General features: G+C 40.2%; 11 protein-coding genes. 9 read left to right on the top strand and 2 right to left on the bottom strand.

Going from position 1 to position 21,528, the window contains the following annotated elements; translation table 11 throughout:
- Window positions 1-309 precede the first annotated feature (309 nt).
- From ABEG20_RS15105 to ABEG20_RS15065, 9 genes are all read left to right on the top strand, one after another.
- Window positions 310-3,228, top strand: a complete 2,919-nt coding sequence (locus ABEG20_RS15105) for a triple tyrosine motif-containing protein (RefSeq protein WP_406824123.1) — start codon at window positions 310-312, stop codon at window positions 3,226-3,228.
- Between the two features lie 261 nt (window positions 3,229-3,489).
- The gene (locus ABEG20_RS15100; RefSeq protein WP_406824122.1) at window positions 3,490-6,633 is read left to right on the top strand and encodes a SusC/RagA family TonB-linked outer membrane protein; all 3,144 of its coding nucleotides are present in this window, start codon (window positions 3,490-3,492) and stop codon (window positions 6,631-6,633) included.
- A gap of 12 nt (window positions 6,634-6,645) precedes the next feature.
- Window positions 6,646-8,172 carry a RagB/SusD family nutrient uptake outer membrane protein gene (locus ABEG20_RS15095; RefSeq protein WP_406824121.1) on the top strand — a complete coding sequence of 509 codons (1,527 nt, stop codon included), beginning with the start codon at window positions 6,646-6,648 and terminating at the stop codon, window positions 8,170-8,172.
- Window positions 8,173-8,259: 87 nt separating this feature from the next.
- On the top strand, window positions 8,260-9,657 hold the full coding sequence (locus ABEG20_RS15090; protein WP_406824120.1) for a glycoside hydrolase family 30 protein: 1,398 nt from the start codon (window positions 8,260-8,262) through the stop codon (window positions 9,655-9,657).
- Window positions 9,658-9,675: 18 nt separating this feature from the next.
- The gene (locus ABEG20_RS15085) at window positions 9,676-11,427 is read left to right on the top strand and encodes a cellulase family glycosylhydrolase (protein ID WP_406824119.1); all 1,752 of its coding nucleotides are present in this window, start codon (window positions 9,676-9,678) and stop codon (window positions 11,425-11,427) included.
- A gap of 15 nt (window positions 11,428-11,442) precedes the next feature.
- Window positions 11,443-12,642, top strand: a complete 1,200-nt coding sequence (locus ABEG20_RS15080) for a multiheme c-type cytochrome (protein WP_406824118.1) — start codon at window positions 11,443-11,445, stop codon at window positions 12,640-12,642.
- Window positions 12,643-12,739: 97 nt separating this feature from the next.
- Window positions 12,740-15,064 (top strand): TonB-dependent receptor, encoded by a 2,325-nt coding sequence (locus ABEG20_RS15075; RefSeq protein ID WP_406824117.1) that lies wholly within the window; start codon window positions 12,740-12,742, stop codon window positions 15,062-15,064.
- Window positions 15,065-15,068: 4 nt separating this feature from the next.
- On the top strand, window positions 15,069-15,875 hold the full coding sequence (locus ABEG20_RS15070) for a DUF4249 domain-containing protein (protein WP_406824116.1): 807 nt from the start codon (window positions 15,069-15,071) through the stop codon (window positions 15,873-15,875).
- Window positions 15,876-15,917: 42 nt separating this feature from the next.
- On the top strand, window positions 15,918-16,877 hold the full coding sequence (locus tag ABEG20_RS15065) for a 2-hydroxyacid dehydrogenase (RefSeq protein WP_406824115.1): 960 nt from the start codon (window positions 15,918-15,920) through the stop codon (window positions 16,875-16,877).
- Window positions 16,878-16,983: 106 nt separating this feature from the next.
- Here the strand turns inward: ABEG20_RS15065 and ABEG20_RS15060 are convergent, their stop codons facing one another.
- Window positions 16,984-19,710, bottom strand: coding sequence for a carboxypeptidase regulatory-like domain-containing protein (locus ABEG20_RS15060; RefSeq protein ID WP_406824114.1), 2,727 nt, complete (start codon window positions 19,708-19,710; stop codon window positions 16,984-16,986).
- A 345-nt stretch (window positions 19,711-20,055) separates the two neighbouring features.
- The gene (locus ABEG20_RS15055) at window positions 20,056-20,688 is read right to left on the bottom strand and encodes an NAD(P)H-dependent oxidoreductase (RefSeq protein WP_406824113.1); all 633 of its coding nucleotides are present in this window, start codon (window positions 20,686-20,688) and stop codon (window positions 20,056-20,058) included.
- Window positions 20,689-21,528: the final 840 nt, after the last annotated feature.

The following is a 21,528-nucleotide window of genomic DNA, read 5'->3' as shown; positions in this document are numbered from 1 at the left end:
ATTGATGCACGCGTTTGAAACGCACGCAAGCCTGAACCAACCGCCAAAAGATCCCTATCAATTTTACCATGTAAGACATATAAGAACATATAAGCTTACATACTCTTAAATTTCTTATATGGTTAAAAAACTTTTTTTGCACATGCTTTGAAAAAAGTAACCTTTTTTTCTCAACGCCTTATAATACTTAAGTATTAGTTTTTTCGCCTTTTGCACAGCTAAAAGGAAATTAGCTAATAGTTGTATACAAGGTTAACCAGAATTAAAATTATATATTTATTATTGCGTTTTAACTCCTCCCTAACCAAAATGAAGAGACTTTTACTAGCTATATTATTCTTCTTTACTGCTTATTCTACTCATGCACAGTTGCTATTGGGCATCCCGCAGGTGGTAAACTACAATAACGAACAATATAATGGCGGTATCCAGAACTGGAATGTAGAGCAGGATAAAAATGGCATCCTGTATTTTGGCAACAACGAGGGCTTGCTTACTTTTAACGGCCGCTATTGGAACCTGTTCAAGTTACCCAACTTTACCTCCGTGCGTTCGGTGGGGATCGATTCTAAAAACCGTATTTATGTAGGTGGACAAGATGAGTTTGGCTATTTCTATCCAAATGCACAGGGTGTTTTAACATATACCTCGCTATTAAATCTATTGCCCGAAAATATGCGGAAACTGGCCGATATCTGGGGTGTTTCGGTTGTTCGGGATGAGGTGTTTTTTAGGTCGATACATGCTATTCTGCATTATAAAGACGGGGTAATTAAAAGTTATAAAACCAATACCACCTGGATGTTTATGGGTACTGCAAAAGGTAAAATTTTTTCGCAGTCGTCTGATTCGGGACTCATGATTTACGATCATGGCATGTGGAAACCATTTTGCAAGGACAGTGTTTTAAACCGCTCCGGTATAACCTCTGTATTGCCTTATAGTGGCGATACTTTACTGGTTTCGATGTTAAAAAAAGGATTGTTTTTGCTTATTAACCATCAGCTAAAACCTTTAAGCAGCAGTTTAAACCAGGTATTTTTAAATGAGCGGATTTATTTTGCCACCCAGCTCAGTTCAGATTTATACGGGGTGGCCACCACTTCTGGTGGGGTGTATATCATGAATAAAAAAGGTGATTTGGTGCAGAAATATAACTACAAAGAAGGTTTACAGAACAATAACGTTAGGGGCATATTACTGGATAAGGATAAGAATATGTGGCTGGCCCTTGATGATGGAATTGCTTACATGGCCATTAACAGTGCAGTTAAGAGTATTTCTCCCGATCGCAATAAACAGATTACCAGTTACGCTTTCAGTAAATACGGCAAATCGATTTATATTGGTACTTCAAATGGTCTGTACCAGGCCAAAATTAATACGGCAATGCCCGATTTAAGCTATTCTCCCGCCAATTTCGAGGAGGTGAAAAATAGTAAAGGGCAGGTATGGGGACTAGATGAAATTAACGGTCAGCTACTGATGGCACATGAAGATGGAACCCTGCTGGTGAAAGAAAATGTTGCTACACCACTGTATAGCGCAATCGGTACCTGGATGTACCAACCCATAGATAATGTTTATCCGAGCAAAGAGGTAATAGCCGGTACTTATGCCGGACTGCAGGAACTCACTTACGATGGAAGCCACTTTATAAATGGTGGTAAAATTGCCGGTATTAACGAAACCCTGCGTTTTATTGTGGCAGATAACAATAATCCTGACCAAATCTGGGCTTCACATCCGTATCATGGCGTATATAAAATAGAACTCAATCCCGATCATAAAAGTGTTCTGCGTACTACGTTATTCTCTGACCGGGATGGTTTGCCAACCAAGCTCTACAATTATGTATTTCATATTAAAAACAGGGTCGTCATTGCCACTACTAGTGGAGTTTTTGAATATCATGCCGCGAGCAAAAAGTTTATCCGTTTTAAATTGTTCGGCTCAGCCCTTAACCGTATTCCTATTCAATATCTGAAGGAAGATAACGACGGTAATATCTGGTTTATTACCAATAAAAAAGTTGGCGTTATCGATTTCCATAGACCGAGTGGAAAAAATCCGTTCAGTATTTTATACCTGCCCGAGCTGAATGGAAAAGTGGTTGGTGGTTTCGAATCGATATATGCGCCTGATAGCCAGAATATATTTATCGGGGCCAATAAAGGAGCTTACCATATCAATTACAAAAAATACATTCAGAATATAACCCGGCCAAATGTGGTACTGGGGACCGTTAAGCTAATGGGAAATAAGGATAGTGTGGTTTTTGGAGGGTATTTTGTAAATAAAGGGAACATTGTATCTAAACAGGATTTGAATGAAATACCTGAATATGTAAACAGCCTGAATTCGATCCACTTCGAATACGCCTCAACACTCTTTGAGCATGATAAAAACATCAAATTCAGTTATCAGCTTACTGGCTTTGATAGCGAATGGTCTGCATGGGGCACGAAAAGCGAAAAAGATTATACCAATTTGCCAGCCGGAAAATATACGTTTAATGTTAAGGCGAGTACCGGTATCAGTAACGAATCGGAAGTGGTCAGTTATACTTTTGTGGTGCTGCCAGCCTGGTACAATACCATTTGGATGCGGATTTTTTACCTCATTTTAATTGTAATTGCGCTTAAATTAATTATCAGGTGGCAAAAAAATAAACACATTAAGGAGCAGGAGCGCATGAGTTACCTGCATCAGCTGGAACTGGACAGAAACGAAAAGGAAATTGTGCGGCTGCAGAATGAAAAGCTTGAAGCCGATGTGAATTATAAGAATAAAGAACTTTCTACCATGACCATGCACCTGGTACAGCGGGGAAAGGTTTTGGCGAAGATTAAAGAGGTGATATCGGCAGTAATTAAAAACCACGACCTTAACGAGAGTTCGCCAAGTTTCAGGCACCTGATCAGGCTGATTAAGGATGTAGAAAAGAAAGACCAGGAACTGGATCATATGAGTGTGCATTTTAATCATGTAAATACCGAATTTTTTAGCCGCCTTAAAGATCTTTATCCGGACCTGAGCCAGAACGATCTGAAGTTTTGCGCCTACCTTTCAATGAACCTTTCTTCAAAAGAAATGGCACAGCTAATGAACGTGACGATTAAAGCAATTGAGGTAGGCCGTTACCGCCTTCGAAAAAAACTCCAACTAAAGCCGGAAACCAATTTGTACGAATTCCTGATTGAAATAGCACGACAAAAAATGCCTTAAACGTATGTTTTTATTACAAAAGCATTTATTTTTAATGCGAATGTTTAAATGACTGTAATATAGGTCTTTATATTCATTCTGTAGGGCTTATGTAGGCCTGTTCTTCCGTTTATTTTGCCCTTTTTAAGGCCACTGTATGGTTTGTGTAGTAGTAGTGAATTGTGCTATTCCACGCTACGTGTATAGATTTGATTCATGAAACAGCAACCAGTAAGACTGTATCATGAGCTAACCAAATTCATTAACTTAAAAGTAATTTCTATGAGAAGAAGATTTACATTCGTATTCTTCATTTACTGTATCCTCGCATTTCCGTTGGCCTTATTGGCACAAGACATTCCCGTTACAGGAAAAGTAACAGAACAAAACGGTAGTCCTTTACCGGGTGTAACCGTTCGGCTGGAGGGTACAACTAAAGCTGCATCTACTGATGCCAATGGTGTTTTCAGTATTCAGGCGCCCGTAGGCGGAAAATTAAACATCAGCTTAATCGGTATGACCACGCAAACGATAACTGTTCCGGCTGATGGCCGGATTAATGTATCGCTGTCTGCCAACTCAAAAGATTTATCCGAGGTGGTCGTGGTGGGTTACGGTACACAGAAAAAAGCACTTGTAACGGGATCAATCTCCAGCGTAAAAGCGAAAGATCTGGAATCGATGCCAATCAACAGGGTAGAACAGGCCTTGCAGGGAAGAACATCTGGTTTAACAATTGCCAGTGGTAATGGACAACCTGGATCTGCTTCAACAGTTCGGGTACGGGGTTTTACCTCTTTTGCATCTTCAGGCAATAACGATCCGCTTTGGGTAGTGGATGGCGTAATTGTAGATAATGGAGGTATTGGTTATTTAAACCAATCAGATATTGAATCTATTGAGGTTTTAAAAGATGCAGCTTCGCAGGCCATTTATGGTGCAAGAGCGGCAAATGGTGTAATTATCGTGTCTACAAAAAAAGGTAGAGAAGGCCGATTATCTATTAACTACAATGGATTTTACGGTACACAGGCGCCTGCTAAAAAGTTAAAACTCTTAAATGCGACAGAATATGCTACCATAAGGAATGAAGCCTATGCAAACAGTTATAATGCGGCAACCGACGGCACTTTTACATTGCCTTATGCCAATCCATCTGCTTTTGGCGAGGGTACTGATTGGCAATCAGTCGTTTTTAATAACGACGCCCGCAGACAGACCCATGAGTTCAGCGTTTCAGGCGGAACCAATAAATCTACCTTTTACACTTCTTTTGGTTATATCGATCAGGATGGTATTGTATCCACACCTATTTCCAGTTTTAATCGTGCTAACATCCGTCTTAATTCCACATTTAAGCCAGCTAAGTGGATAAGCTTTGGCGAGAATTTAGGTTACAGCCATTCGGTTAACAAGTCTTTAGGTAATACCAATAGCGAGTTTGGTGGTCCTTTAAGTTCGGCCATTCATTTAGATCCGATAACACCGGTTATTCAAACCGATCCAAACATCATTAACAAATCTCCTTACACCATAGCCAATATTATAAGAGATCCGGCAACAGGATTTCCTTATGGTATATCGGGCCCTGTTGGTCAGGAAATGAGTAATCCTTTAGCGTATAATCAAACCAGATTAGGTAACTATGGTTGGGATCATAACATTGTTGGTAATGCTTTCTTAGAAATTGAGCCTATTGAAAATTTAAAATTCAGGTCGTCGTTAGGAACTAAACTTGCCTTCTATGGTTCAGAATCTTATACACCACTATACTGGTTGAGTCCTGCAAATACGAATTCTAAGACCAACTTCTATCGCGAGATGAACATGACCCTAAATTATAACTGGGAAAATACCATCAGCTATACTAAGAGTTTTGGTAAACACCATGCCTATGCTATTTTGGGTCAGGGTTATTATATGGACAACAATAACCGCGGTTTAAATGTACGGTTTAACAATATTATTGCCCAGGATTTTTATCAGGCCAATTTAAACTATAAGCCGGCAACTGCCGATATCCAGGGTGATGGTAGTGATGCCACCTTGCATGTTGTGAACTCGTTGTTTACCCGTGTAACTTATGATTATGATGAAAAATATCTATTTACAGGTATTATCCGTCGTGATGGTTCTTCACGCTTTGGTACCAACAACCGCTTTGGTTATTTCCCTTCAGCATCAATTGGCTGGGTACCTACAAAAGAAGCTTTCTGGAAAGAAAACAAGATTGTTAACTTCTTAAAATTACGTGGTAGTTATGGTATTACAGGAAATGACGCCATTGGCGATTTCAGTTACATATCATTAGTGAATAGCGGACGTAACTATACTTTTGGTACTACCGATGTAAGTACCATTGGATGGAGTCCGGCTGCCTTATCAAACCCAAATTTGAAATGGGAAGAAACCCACCAGACAGATATCGGTTTAGATGCAACCTTATTTAATGATTTTAGCCTGAGTGCTTCTTACTTCAAAAAGAAAACCATTGGTGTGTTGCAAACGCCTTCTATTCCGCTTTATTTAGGTGCTGCTGGCGGTGCCGCAGAAAATGTTGGCGATATGCAGAATACCGGTATCGAATTCGAATTGGGTTACAGAAAAAAAATCGGAGAACTTAATTTAGGTATTAACGCCAATATTTCGACGCTGAAAAATAAAGTAACCAAACTATTGCCAGGAAGAGAATTTATTGAAGATAACGCACAAAGCTTTCAGGGAATGGGCAACTTTACCCGTACCGGACTTGGACGTGCATTTAATGAATTTTATGGTTATGAAGCGCTTGGCATTTTCCAGTCGCAGGCAGAAATTAATGCTTACAGAGGTCCGGGGGGTACCATATTGCAACCTTCTGCAAAACCAGGCGATGTTAAATTTGCCAACTTAGATGGCAACGAAACGATAAATGGCAGTGATCGTACTTATTTAGGCAGTCCGCTTCCAAAATATACCTACGGCATTACCATTAATCTGGCTTACAAAAACTTTGATTTCGTAGCCTTCGGAAATGGGGTAGGCGGAAATATGATTTTCCAGGGATTAAGACGTTTGGATGTCACTTACGGAAACTGGCAACAATCCATTCTTGACAGGTGGACACCAACCAACACTTCAACCAATATCCCGCGTGTTGCAGATAAGGATTTGAATGGAAACTATACCAAATTCTCTAAAAATTATTTAGAAAAAGGTGATTACTTCCGTTTAAAAACCCTTCAGGTAGGTTATAATCTTCCAGGTGATGTGATTAAAAAAATCGGCGCACAAAAAGTTAGGGTTTATCTAATGAGCGAAAACCTGTGGACCATTACAAAATATACCGGTTACGATCCCGAAATCGGTGGAACTGTATTGGGTGTAGATCGTGGCGTTTATCCGCAAGCCCGTTCGTTTATGGTAGGTTTAAATGTTGGATTCTAAAAAAAATTAAAAATGAAAAAGAATATTTTAGCTATTGCAGCCCTTTTAACCGCTTCTCAGCTTATCGTTTCTTGTGAAAAACAGCTCGAGGTAAATCCACGCGAACGCATATTGGAGACAAATTATTATCAAAATCAGCAACAGGCATTTACGGGTTTGGTAGCGGTTTACGATCAATTGGGTAATCAATCCAGTGGTTACCTTACCAAGCTTAATTTATTTTGCTCTGCCTCAGATGATCATTATGCTGGTGCCGATTCCCCATCAGATTTAGGAGATATGCAAGCCATGAATAATTATACCGTAAACTCTTTATCGGGTGCACCAAGTTATTTATGGAGTAAAGGCTTTACCGGTGTTTACCGCGCAAATGTGCTACTGAAAAAAATAGAAGGCATTAACATGGATGCTTCAACCAAGGCGCGGTATATTGCTGAAGCTAAAGCATTGCGGGCCATATTTTATTTTGATTTGGTACGCATTTTCAAGAATATACCGTTGATCTTAGCGCCTATTGAGCCTTCTGCTATGTTCGATGTTACGCAGGTTGCTCCGGCAGATGTTTACAAACAGATAGAACAGGATTTAAAAGATGCATTACCTGCGCTCCCGGTAACGATCCCTACTGCAGATGCAGGACGCTTAAATCAAGGTGCAGCACATGCAGTTTTAGGTAAGGTTTATTTATGGCAGGAAAAATGGGCCCTGGCAGCTGCAGAGTTTGCCGAAGTTAATGGTACAGCTCCTGGTGCAAGTACCTATGGCTATAAATTATTGACAAAATTTGCCGATTTATGGAACTGGAAAAATAAATTCAATTCAGAGTCTGTTTTAGAACTTAGTTACAATACTACCTCTAACATGGGCTGGAGTAACGTTGGTAGCCGTGAAGGTAATGTGATGGGCATTTTGGTAGGGCCACGTAACTATGTGCCTGTAATTGCAGCACAAGCACCAGATTATGTGTCGGGTTGGAGTGTAATGCCAATAACCAAAGAATTGTTTGATTTAATCCATTACGATCCGCGTAACAAACCTACGGTTGCCAATTTAGATAGTTTGGAAAAAGCAGGTATTGTAACCTATAAACATGCAAATGATAATACCGGATATTTTGTTGAAAAATATGCTGGCAGGGTTTCTACCAAAGCTGCTGTTGGCCAGTTGGAACTAAACTTTGGTCAGAATATGTATGAAATCCGTTTAGCTGATACCTACTTAATGGAAGCCGAAGCCTTGTTACGCAGCGGTGCAGCTGTTGGTACGGGCACCAGGGCTTATATTTTCTTTAATGCAGTTAGAGCGCGGGTGGGGTTAAATCCTGTGGAGGTAACCATGGATAATATCATGAAAGAAAGACGTCTGGAACTGGTAGCCGAAGGGCAAAGATGGTTTGATTTGGTGAGATGGGGACTTGCGCCAACTAAACTGGCCTTTAAAGGATTTCAGGCCAATAAAAATGAAACTTTACCTATCCCGCAAGCGGAGTTAAACAATACCAAAATTGTACAAAGCAAAGAATGGGGTGGTACTAAATAAAGTCGAAAATATATATCCTTAAGTTTAATTGTTACAGGGAGAGAGCGAAGTCTTTCTTCCTGTTTTTCATCAGATTATTTCCCTTATATGCTAGTTACCAAGTCCGTTGGACTCTTAATGGGTTGTGCTTTTACTTTTTCGGCTATGGCGCAAAGCCAGCCACAGGTGTGGTTAACCAAAGCCGATCGTACAGCCTTATTTACCCGACAGGCAACAGGTTTAAAGGTGTCTACCGCTAAAAGCAAACAACCTGTAATTGCAATAAACGATAAAAAAACTTTCCAAAGTATAGATGGTTTTGGCTATGCTTTGACTGGAGGCAGTGCGCAGCATATAATCAAAATGTCGGCACCGGCAAGGTCCGCTTTGCTTCGAGAACTTTTTGCTACCCATGGCAATAATATTGGCGTAAGTTATATCAGGTTGAGCATTGGTGCATCTGATTTAAATGAAAAAGTATTTTCTTACAACGATCTTCCTGAAGGACAAACCGATTTGGAACAAGCTAAATTTGATTTAGGCCCTGATCAGGCAGATGTGATTCCGGTAATGAAGGAAATCCTGGCCATTAATCCCAAAATTAAAATAATGGGTTCGCCATGGTCTCCTCCCTTATGGATGAAAACAACATACGATGCCCGGGGAGGGATGCTTAAACCAGCATACTATGCAGCTTATGCCAAATATTTTGTGCGTTATGTACAGGAAATGAAAAAGCAGGGGATAACTATCGATGCCATCACGGTGCAAAACGAACCTTTACATCCCGGTAATAATCCCAGTTTATTAATGGTGGCACCAGATCAGGCGATTTTTGTAAGGCGGTTTTTAGGCCCTGCTTTTGCAAAAGCCAATATCAAAACCAAAATTATTATCTATGATCATAATGCCGATCGGCCCGATTATCCGATCAGTATTTTAGATGATCCTGAAGCCAAAAAATATATTGATGGATCTGCCTTTCATCTCTATGGAGGAAAGATAGAAGCATTAACAGATGTACACAATGCCCATCCAGATAAAAATATTTATTTCTCTGAGCAAATGGTGATAGAACAACCTGATGCCACCACCATTGATATTGTAAATCCGGTAGCGCGCTTAGTCATCGGCGCCACCCGTAACTGGGCCAAAAATGTATTGGAGTGGAATCTTGCTGCAGATCCGGAAAATAAACCTTATACCGATAGGGGAGGTTGCTCCATGTGCCAGGGGGCAGTTACCATTGATGGCGATCATTACAGCCGTAACCTGGCCTATTTCTCTATAGCCCATGCTTCGAAGTTTGTAAGGCCGGGCTCGGTACGCGTTGCTTCTGATGAGCCAGCTGGTTTGGCCAATGTTGCGTTTAAAACCCCCGATGGAAAGTATGTACTTATTGTGGCTAATACGGGCAAAACGGCTGCTGCGTTTAACATTAGCCTAAAGGGCAAAACCTTTGCTGCGGCGCTCGATAAGGGTGCAGTAGCTACTTATACCTGGTAATTTTCAATCGTTTTAACTATGTTTTTAAAAAAATCACTCTTATCTGTTTTTCTGTTTAGTTGCATTTCGTTTGCCGGTTTTGGTCAGGGTTTTTTAAAAGCATCGGGCACAAAAATTGTTGATGGGCAAGGCCAGAACGTATTGTTGCGCGGCATTGGTTTAGGTGGCTGGATGTTACAGGAAGGCTATATGCTTAAAATTAATAAAGAGGCACAGCAGTACCGCATCCGCGAAAGGATTGCAGACCTCATGGGGCCGAAGCAAACACAGGAATTTTACGATGCATGGCTGGCCAACCATATGCGTAAAATTGATGTTGACTCCATGAAACGCTGGGGTTTTAATTCAATTCGTCTACCCATGCATTATAACTTGTATACGCTGCCGGTTGACCAGGAACCTGTGGCTGGTCAAAATACCTGGCTCGAAAAAGGTTTTGCCTTAACCGATAGTTTGCTCAACTGGTGTAAAGCCAATAAAATGTACCTCATTTTAGATTTACATGCCGCACCTGGCGGACAGGGTAACGATTTAAACATCGCCGACCGCGATCCGTCGAAGCCCTACCTCTGGGATAGTGAGGCCAATCAGGAGAAAACCATAGCCTTATGGCGTAAGCTGGCCGAACGTTATAAAAATGAACCCTACATTGGCGCTTATGATATTATAAATGAACCCAATTATGGTTTCAGTAATCCAGACGAAGATAAAAACGGTACTAAAGAAAAAGTAAACGCTCCCTTAAAAAAATTGATGGTGGATATCACCAAAGCTATCCGTGAGGTAGATCAGCAGCACCTTATCATTATTGAAGGCAATGGATGGGGCAACAACTACAATGGTATTTTTCCGCTTTGGGATAAAAATATGGCCTTAAGTTTTCATAAATACTGGAATTATAACGATCAGGCTTCGATAGCACACATCATTAAAGCCCGCGATGAGCAAAATGTACCCGTTTGGCTGGGCGAAACAGGCGAAAATTCGAATGTTTGGTTTACCGATGCCATCCAGCTTTTAGAAAAGAACAATATTGGCTGGTCATGGTGGCCTTTGAAGAAAATGGGTGTTAACAACCCGATGCAAATTAAATCGAATCCCAATTACGATGAACTGGTAAAATACATGAATAATGGTGGCAATAAGCCTAAAGATAGCAATGTATATAGTGGCCTGATGGAACTGGCCATTTATTCGAGGTTAGAAAACACCATCATTCACCGTGATGTAATCGATGCGATGATCCGCCAGCCCTTTAGCAATGAAACCAAACCTTTTAAAGATAACCTTATCCAGAACAATAGCATTATTTACGCGGTTGACTATGATTTAGGAAAAAACGGATTTGCCTATTTCGATCATGATACGGCCGATTACCATACGGTAACCAATAAGCGGACGGCCGGAAACCGCGGCATGATTTACCGCAATGATGGTGTCGATATTGCAAAAGATTCCCTCCGGTACGAAAAGTATTATGTAAACCATATCGAAAAAGGAGAGTGGTTACAATACACCATTAAGGTGGCACAAAAAGGTAATTATACTTTAAAAATCAATGTAGCGGCTGATCAGGCCAACGGGCGGATCAACATTTTAATTGATGGTAAAACCGTTGCCAGCGAAGTAGAAGTTCCAAATACCGGGGATATGAAAAAGTTTGCCACTTTCGAAATTAAAAATGTGCCTTTAAAGGCCGGGAATCAAAAAATTAGGGTATTAGCCGCTACGGGCGGTTATAATTTTAGTTATATTCAGTTTATAAAATAAAAAGTAAACATCATCTTGAAAGGTATAAAAAGGATCCTGGTTATTTTAGGCGTGATGGCAGTAATCATCAGTATACTTTCAAGGTGCATGAATGCGGCCGATGCGTTACCAAAAGACATTAGAGGCGAAGCTTATACCGGCGCTGCCACCTGCGTAAAGTGCCATAAAGAGATTAAGCAATCTTTTGCACATAACGCACATGGTTTAACCTCTAAACCTGTGGCCGACCAGGAACTGTTGAAGGTTTTTGCTCCGGATTCCAATGCCTTTAACTTCGATACCCACCAAAAGATAGTTATGGAGAAAAGGCAAAGTGGTGTTTTTCAAGTTGCTTACGTAGATGGGAAAGAAGTACGCGCCGAAAAGTTTGATATGGTATTTGGCTCTGGCGAAAAGGCTTACACTTATGCCTATTGGAAAGGTAAAAAGCTGTATGAGTTGCCACTTTCCTATTTCTCCGAGATCCGTAATTGGGCCATTAGTCCGGGTTTTACAAAACAAACCTTTTATTACGACCGGCCCATTGGAAGCCGTTGTTTAGAATGCCATGCCTCGTACATAGATAAAAAAGTAACCCAAACTTCGGGTATTACCACAGATGAAGAAATGGAGCGTGGTGCCTTGCTTTATGGTATTGATTGTGAGCGTTGCCACGGACCGGGCCGGCAACATGCCGTTTTTCATCTTGAAAATCCAGCAGAGAAAACCGCTAAGTTCATCACCATTTATAAAACACTCAGTCGTAAACAAAAGATGGATGCCTGCGGGGTTTGCCATTCGGGAAATGCCCTGGTTGCCCAAAAATCGGTTTTTGGTTTTACACCCGGTGATCATTTAGATGATTACTACGCTCAGGATTTTGTGGGTTTTGGTGGTGGCAATCCAGATGTGCATGGCAACCAGACCAATATGTTAATGGGGAGTAATTGTTACCGGAAAAGCGAAAATATGACCTGCCAATCTTGCCATAATACGCACGAAAATATTAAAGGTAATTTAAAGATTTACTCGCAACGCTGTATCAGCTGTCACCAAAATACAAAACACAGTGAGGTTACTTTAACAAAGGGATCGCTCAGCAAAAATTGCATCGATTGCCATATGCCTAAAGAATCTTCTAAATTAATCACCTTTCAACAGGCAGGTAAAGATCATCTCAGCCCGTACCGTTTGCGTTCTCACCACATTGCCATATATACTGATATTACTAAGTAAAGACTAAACTTTTATCGAGGAAATTCTTCAATATCCATTAATAAAACTTGGATTTCGTACATTTGGTTTCTACCTTAAAAATTAGATAGTAGCCGATATGTCCATAAAATACTACTTAGCTTTATTTTTCCTGTTTTTTTTCTCCGCCTCTATTTTTGCTCAAAAGAAATTTACACTTAGTGGTACGATTCGCGATGCCGGTACCGGCGAAACCCTGATTGGCGCAACGGTAAGGATTTCCGGTACTTCTAATGCAGCAACTTTAACCAATAATTATGGTTATTTCGCTTTAACGCAAGCTGAAGGAACTTACACGGTGGCAGTAAGTTATACTGGTTATACGCCTGTTGTTAAAACCATCAATTTAACAAAAGATACCAAATTGAATGAAGAATTAAGAAGTGCAAACGATCTGGCTGATGTAACCGTTAGTGCAAACAATCGTAAAAACGAAAATGTTAAAAGTGCGCAAATGGGTTTGGAAAGGATTGATATGAAAACGCTTAATTCTATCCCGGTATTGCTGGGCGAAAAGGATATTTTAAAAACCATCCAGTTGTTGCCAGGCGTAAAATCAGGTGGAGAAGGAAATACAGGTTTTTATGTCCGCGGTGGAGCAGCCGACCAGAATTTAATCATTTTAGATGAGGCTGTGGTGTATAATTCTTCACACCTGCTTGGCTTTTTCTCAACTTTCAATGCCGATGCGATTAAAGATGTAAGTTTGTACAAAGGTGGCATGCCGGCGCAGTATGGTGGCCGATTATCATCTGTTTTAGATGTTAAAATGGATGATGGAAACAATAAAGAATTTAAGTTTCAGGGCGGTATAGGTTTAATTGCCTCGCGTTTAAAAGCAGAAGGACCCATTGTTAAAGATAGAGGTTCATTTATGGTAAGTTTCCGTAGAACCTATATCGATCTGTTTTTAAGGGCTTCGCCAGATTCGTCTGTTAACGGCAGTACCTTAAATTTTTACGATATCAATGCTAAGGCGAATTACAAAATTAATGATAAAAACACTATTTATATTTCGGGTTATTTTGGTAAGGATAATATTGGAGTAAAGGATTTGTTTGAGAACAACTGGGGCAATGTAACCACCACCATCCGCTTAAACCACATTTTTAGTGATCGTTTATTTTCTAACACATCGTTCATTTACAACAATTATAATTATACCGTTCGTTTGCTCAACGATGCCACTAATTTTAAGGCTACTTCGCTGGTACGCGATTTTAATTTTAAAGAAGATTTTCAGTATTTCAGCAACAAACATATTCTCAGGTTCGGGCTAAATGCTACCCAGCACCGCATATCGCCGATTGATATTGATAGCGATGCTTCTTCGCAGGTAAATTCGCTTACGCAAGAGCGTAGGTATGGGATAGAATCTGCTGCCTATATTTCTGATGAATGGAATGTAAACGAGCACCTCAATTTTTTATATGGTGTTAGGCTGGCCGCTTTTTCTTTAATGGGACCAGGAAATTTTAATACCTATGATCCGGCAGGCGAAATCACCTCTACAGAAAATGTAGCCAAAGGCAAATTCTATAAAAACTATTTCAACCTCGAGCCCCGCTTTTCGGTAAGTTACCTGCTGAACGAACAAAACTCAATTAAAGCCTCGTATAACCGCAATACACAGAACGTTCATATTTTAACCAATGCCACTTCGAGTTCGCCAACCGATCAGTATGTGTTAAGCAGCAATAACATCAAACCAGAAATTGCCGATCAGGTGGCATTGGGTTATTTTAAAAATATTAAAGAGAATACCTACGAGCTCTCTGCCGAAATTTATTATAAATGGCTGCAAAACCAGATCGATTATAAAAATGCCGCCCAGCTGCTGGCCAACTCTAATGTAGAATCTGAACTGATATACGGCGTAGGCCGGGCTTATGGGATGGAACTGTTTTTTAAAAAGAAATTTGGCAAACTGAACGGATGGATAGGATATACCTTATCCCGCACTGAGCGCAAATTTACAGAACTGAATAACGGCAACTATTTTCCGGCCAGGCAAGACCGTACACACGATATTTCATTGGTTGGCATTTATAACATGACCTCAAGGTGGACATTTTCGTCAAGCTTTATTTACAGTACCGGTAATGCGGTTACCTATCCGGCAGGAAAATATACCGTTGGCGGGCAACCAGCCTATTATTACACTCAGCGCAATGCAGGCCGTATGCCTTACAACATGCGTTTAGATGTAAGTGCAACATTAGCAGGTAAGAAAAAAGGCAAATACCAATCGAGCTGGAATTTTGGTATTTACAATGTATTGGCCAGGAAAAATCCTTATTCGATTGAGTTTATTACCGACCCACAAAACCCGAATAAAACTGCCGCGCAGCAAACCTCGCTTTTTGGACTGATCCCTTCTGTTACCTGGGATTTTAAATTTTAATGCCATGAAAAAACTAACAATATATTTTGCCTTATTTGCGCTGTGTCTCTCTTCATGTAAGAAAATTATTTCCATTGATACGGAAAATGCCGATCCACAGGTAGTGATTGAAGGGATTATTAATAACCAGTTGATAGACCAGCAAATTAAAATCAGCAAAACGATAGGTTATACCGAAGAAAATATTTTTCCTGCAATTTCAGGCGCTTCAGTTACCGTAACTGATAGCAAAGGAAATACATATGTATTTAAAGAGGGAACCAAGCCCGGTACTTATATTAATCGTATGAAAGGCGAGCCTGGCGTTACCTATCATTTAAATGCCACTATTGAAGGACAAAACTATACCGCGAGTTCTAAAATGCCCAATGTGGTTAAAATGGATTCAATTGGGGTCATTAAAAATAATTTTTTTGGCCGCGATCGTAAAACAGCAGCAGTCTTTTTAAAAGATCCGGTTAATGAAGTCAATTTCTACCATTTTAACCTCTATGTAAACGATGTACTGTCTAGACGTTATTATGCTTATAACGACAGGTTAACCAACGGTAACGATTTACGGATCCAGCTCTTTTTTAAACCCAACAACGATCACGACAGTGATGAGCTGAATACGAATGATAAGGTTAAGATTGAAATGGAATGTATTGACAGTAATATTTTTAATTATTGGTATGCATTAAGCCAACAGTCAGACCGCGGACCTAACCAGGGTACCACGCCGGCTAATCCAACATCAAATATTACCAATAATGCATTGGGTTACTTTAGTGCAAACACTTACCAGGTACTTACCACTACGGTAAAATAAGCATAATTAAAACTCCTGGTGCGGGTTTACTGTTAAATACATATGAAAGTATTTATAAGCGGCAACATGGCTCCGGTTGGTTTAAAGCAACTGGAAGAAAATAATATTACCATTACCCAATGGAAAGAAAACAGGCAGATTACGGCAGAAGAGCTGATTGAAGCCTGCAAGGATCAGGATGCTTTGATTAGCGTAGGTCCTAATAAACTGAATGCCGAATTTTTAAATGCCTGCAAGCATTTAAAGGTAATTGCACTCCATTCGGTAGGTTTTGATCAGGTTGATTTAACCACTGCTAAAAAATTAAATATCCCCATTGGTAATACGCCAGGCGTTTTAAGTGCGGCAACTGCCGATACGGCTTTTTTACTGATGCTGGCCGTATCTCGAAAGGCTTTTTTCTCGCATAAAAAAATCATTCAGGGAGACTGGAAAAATTATGAACCCTCGCCAGAACTAGGGATTGAAGTAAACGGCAAAACCCTCGGTATTTTTGGACTGGGCAAAATTGGTTTAGAAATGGCCAAAAAATGTGCTGCAGCCTACCAAATGGAGGTGATTTATCATAACCGATCGCGTAACGAAGAAGCCGAAAAAGAAATCGGCGCAAAATATGTATCCTTTGAAACACTTTTGGCAAAAAGTGATGTGCTCTCTGTCCATACCGCGCTAACACCCGAAACCAAAGATAAATTTACGATCGATGTTTTTAAGCAGATGAAACCCAATTCAATTTTCATTAATACAGCCAGGGGTGGTATTCATAATGAAAAGGATTTAATCAAAGCCTTAGAAGAGAAAATAATATGGGGAGCAGGTTTGGATGTAACCAACCCGGAACCGATGGATAAAAATAATCCTTTGCTGGCTATGGAAAACGTTGCCGTTTTACCACATATTGGCTCGGCTACCGAAGAAACCAGGGCAGCCATGGCGCAGATTATTGTTAAAAATGTTTTGGCTGGTTTAAAAGGAGAAAAGTTGCCGTTTGAGGTAATTTAGGATGGAAAATGTAAGAGGTAAAATGGATGATGTAAGATCGGAAATGTGAGATGGATGAGGGAAGGAATCCAGTACCATCACCCATCTTACATTTTCCATCAACTGTCTATTTTACGGTGTACTTAAAAACCGATCTTCCTAAATTTCCATTGGCATCTATACCTTCAATAATTACTTTGTACTGTCCTTTACCATCAGCGTTGTAATATTCAAAAGAAGCATTACCCGTTGCATCCGTAACTACTTTAGGGTTCCAGTAAATGGTGGTTCTTAAATCGTTCCGGTTCATGCTGGCAGGTACGTCATATTTAGGTGAGTAGAACTGTTTTTCTTTGTTATAACCTTGTGGCGAGAAGGTAAGCTCATAGTATTTAGGAAGCATATCCATTAACTGAGCTTTTGTAATCCTGGTACCTTTAGGTGCTTTTTTCTGGTTAAATACAATTACACCATTTACATTGTTGGCACGGTTTACCAAACCTAAATCGTCTCTTAAAAATACCTCAACCGATTCGAGTTGGTTAACGTCTATCGTATTAATCTGGTTTACATCCACATTCATACCGTTAATGAAAATGCCCATCGGGATTTTTTTGCCCTGGTTGTAATCGCGGGTTACATAAAAGTTATTATCGGCAAAGGTAACGCCTGCCAGCATGCCTTGTAAGCAGTTAATCAATAAACCACAACCCTTAAACCGTTCACCACTCACTTCATGGTCGGCCATTTGGCTTAGTCCGCTCAATGCAGGATAATCTTTATGACTTACTTTAGGAACCGCAGTGGCTTTAATGTTTACATCTTTTAAGGTATGTAAGTAAGCGTATTGTTTCTTACTGTTATCTAAATAACTGGTTAATGTGCTATCGATATTTAAAACCTCTTCTGCAGCACTAAAGTTTTTGGTTAGTGTAGGTATAGGTGCGCCATTTAAGCTTAGGGTCATGTTTTTATAGTTTGCATTATACTTGGCCGTAATGGTTACTTTGGATGAATCGTTAAATACCAGGTTAGAAAATTTAAAGTTTCCAACCGGATCTGTAGTACCTTCCTGGTTAAAGCGTTTATCAGGGATACTTAACAGCAGGGCGCCCTTCCTCACCGGAATACCATTGTTCTGACGTAAAATACCAGAAATTTCGATGCCCTGTTCCGGTAAGAAATCAATTTTTGGCAATTTATTGGCAATGATGTCGGTATATTTAAAACTGCGGTAACCTTGGGTGAGGAGCAGTATATCTAAATCTGCATTTTTCTTGGCATCAGGCGCATTAAAATAGTAATTTGCTTTTTCAATGTAACCTTTAACATCGCTGCTTAATAACAGGCCTGTTAATATTGTACTGGTGGCATCTTCGCTCGAAGGGACTTTGGTTTCATCTACAACAGCTACAGAAAAACTGCCTTCTACAGGAGCGCCATCTTTTTTGGCCGCTACATTTATCTTCACCTTTTTCTTGATGCCATAAGTAGTGGCTGCACTGGTGAGCGTTACCGCCATGGTATTTTTATGCTGAACAAAAACCAATCTTTCGCTTAAGGGTTTACCAAATTCATTAAACAGCGTAAATTGTGCAATTCCATTTGGGAATTTAGATTTAAGTACGGTAGTATTATATTCTTTATTTGATAATACAGTTTGTGCACCATAACAGATCACACCCTTGCTTTGTGCTATTAAATAAAGCTTTTTGCCCTGGTTCTGTTCGAAGAAGGCATCGTTAGCCGAAATTTTTATGGCTATATTATCTGCACTGCTGTTATCTATACTTACAGAAACGCCATTTGCGGCAACAGCCGGTAAATTATAATTTTGAGTAGTTCCATCGGCGTAGGTAACAGCAGCCTTATAAGTTTTTCCAGCCTCGGCCAATAAGTTAAAACTACCCATTCCTAAATGCTGAGCTGTAAAGGTGGCCACCGTTTTGCCATCGTTATCGGTAACTGTCCCTTTTGAACTGATACCCAAGCCATCACTTTTAATGGCTTTAAAAGCTATCTTGTTGGTTAGGCCGGCAATTAAACTGCCACCTTCAGGAAAAAATTGAAAATCTTTGTTTACGATGGCGTTTTTAAGCGGGAAGCTGCTGCTTGCCACATCTTTATCAGTGGTATTAATGCTGGTAATCAGTTCACCTTTCTGTAATTGATATTCGGCCTTTTGTGCATTACTCATGGCGATGGTTAAATAACCATTGGCATCTGTTGTGCCTCTGCCTTTGGCAATTACGGTATAGCTGGTCACCACCTGCCAACTCACATTTTTATTGGCGTAGGGTTTATTATTGGCATCTTTAAATTGCACACGGGCGTCAATTTTTTCTAATTTATCTGTAGAGGTATTTTTATAAGTAATATGTGTTTTTACCTCCTTGTCAATGGCTTCGCCAACGTAAAAAGTTTTGTTAAAATAAGCGGGGTCATCACTGTTGAGCATCCATAGCGTATAAGCCCTGATGTGGTAGTTACCTTGTTTATAGTTGATCTGATCTAAAGGGAAGCTGCCATAAGCAAATCCACCTGTTATGGGTAATTTTAAGGTTTGGATAAGGGAATCTTTCTGATTGATCACATCCACATAAATGATTTTACTAATTCCGGATAAGAAATTCTGGTTTTCGGTAACATAAGCTTTAAACCAAACCGTATCGGCTACGGCGTAATAAGGCTTGTCAAAATGAAGGTAAATCTTTTCAGCAGGGTAATCGCTCAATACCTTATTGGTTTTGGTAATGATGCTGTTGATGCTAATGGTATCGGTTTGGGCCGAAGAAGAAAAACTGAGTACAGATAAGAGCGATAGTATGATAAACGATAATCTAAAAATCTTCATGGATTGGATATTAAAGCTCGTAAATATATCCAATTATAAATAGCTGTCCTAAATTGTACGGAGGTTTAACACTTTTTTACAAAATTATTGGGCTTTAACTTTCTATCCCTAGTGTTCCAAATCGCAAACGGATTTACAGCATGGCAGAGCTTCTCCGTTCGCTCTATCATCATTGCGTTACAAACTCAAACTTATTCGTCCTTAGAGACGCTATGCTTAACTCTACAGACAGTATGATAACTGGAAATCGGTTAATTGTAGCTAAACGCCAACCACTTTACGCTATTCGCACAAACAAAACAAGCCGCTAAAAGCGGCCCGTTTAAATATAATGGTGTTTGCCTGTTATTTCAATTCAATTAAGAATTCTTCTTTTGGTGTACGTACTTTTTTAAGGTTCACTAACCAATCGCCGGCTTCGTCCCTGTATCCTAAAGGCAAGAGAGTAACACTTTTTAAGCCTTTTTTATCTAGACCTAAAAGTTCATCCAGGGCAGGTCCGTTAAAACCTTCCATTGGTGTAGCATCTACTTTTAACACAGCAGCTTCTGCAATGGCAATGCCGAAAGCAATATAAGCCTGACGGGCTGCATGGTTAAAGTTTTCTTCTGCAGTTCTGTTTAAAAGCATACCTTTAAGTTGTGCCTTGTAAGCATCCGTAGTATCTAATGGTAAACCACGCGCTGTATTCATTCTGTTGAAAACTTCGTCTATACCTTCTTCTGTATAATTTTCGTTTGCAGCAAAAATCAGGAGGTGAGAAGAATCGATCACTTGCGATTGGTTAAAAGCAATCGGTGCAATTTTCTCTTTCAATTCCTGGTTGGTTACCACAATTATTTTAAAAGGCTGTAAACCTGATGAGGTTGGTGCCAGATGTGCAGCAGCAATAATTTTATCAACCTTTTCTTGTTCAACAGGCTGACCATTCATTTTCTTAACGGCATAACGCCAGTTCAGGGCATCTATTAAGCTCATATTTTTGGAGATTTTTTTTAAATTTTATGTCGCAAATATGCAGATAAGCTTTAAGGCTAGTGTTGATGTATGGTAAGATTTTTTTTGTTGGGCTCCGCTGGCTGAAGTCAGCGGTAAAGCGGGGGCTTGGCCCTTGTCTTTTCCTATAGGTTATCGTTTAACCAACCGAAATAGAATTAGGAAATGAATGGATTGTGGTTCTTGGCGGTTTTCAGTCCTGCTTTGCGCTTTACTCCGTTGCACTACGTGTTCGATCCAATCAGGTTTAGGAACAGGGGGCTGTGCGCACTGCAATCGCAAAAATGAAACACTGCTGTGGCCACTTAGCCCCGGCTGAAGCGTTACCCTGCAGCAACGAGGTACGAGGCAGCGAAGCGTAAAAGCGGAAGACGGGAAGAAACTTATTGTTTTGTACATGCCTTGCGCTCCAAACAAAAAATCATTTACCCTATGGGCTGGTGTCCCACCGGCCGAAATAGAAGCATATCCAAAAGTGGTCTGTGGAGACACATTAAAGGAAGCTGATCTTATCACCTTATCTCACCAAAATAGAATTAGGAAACGAATGGCTTGTGGGGCTTGGCGGTTTTCAGCCCTGCTTTCGCTTATAGTCCTCGCTATGCTGCGGGCTATTCCGCTCAATCAGGTTTAGGAACAAGAGTTCTGCACCCTGCAGCCCCCAATACGAAATGCAACTGCGGCCACATAGCTCCGGTTGAAGTGTGTTACCCTGCAGTAACGAGGAAGCAAAGCGTAGAAGCGAAAAACGGGAAAAAACTTATTGTTTTGTACATGCCTTGCGCTCCAAACGAAAGATCATTAAACTATCATCGAAAACGT

The sequence above is a fragment of the Pedobacter sp. KACC 23697 genome, from assembly GCF_045348445.1.
Lineage (GTDB): Bacteria > Bacteroidota > Bacteroidia > Sphingobacteriales > Sphingobacteriaceae > Pedobacter.
This window is presented reverse-complemented; position numbering and strand designations above follow the sequence as displayed.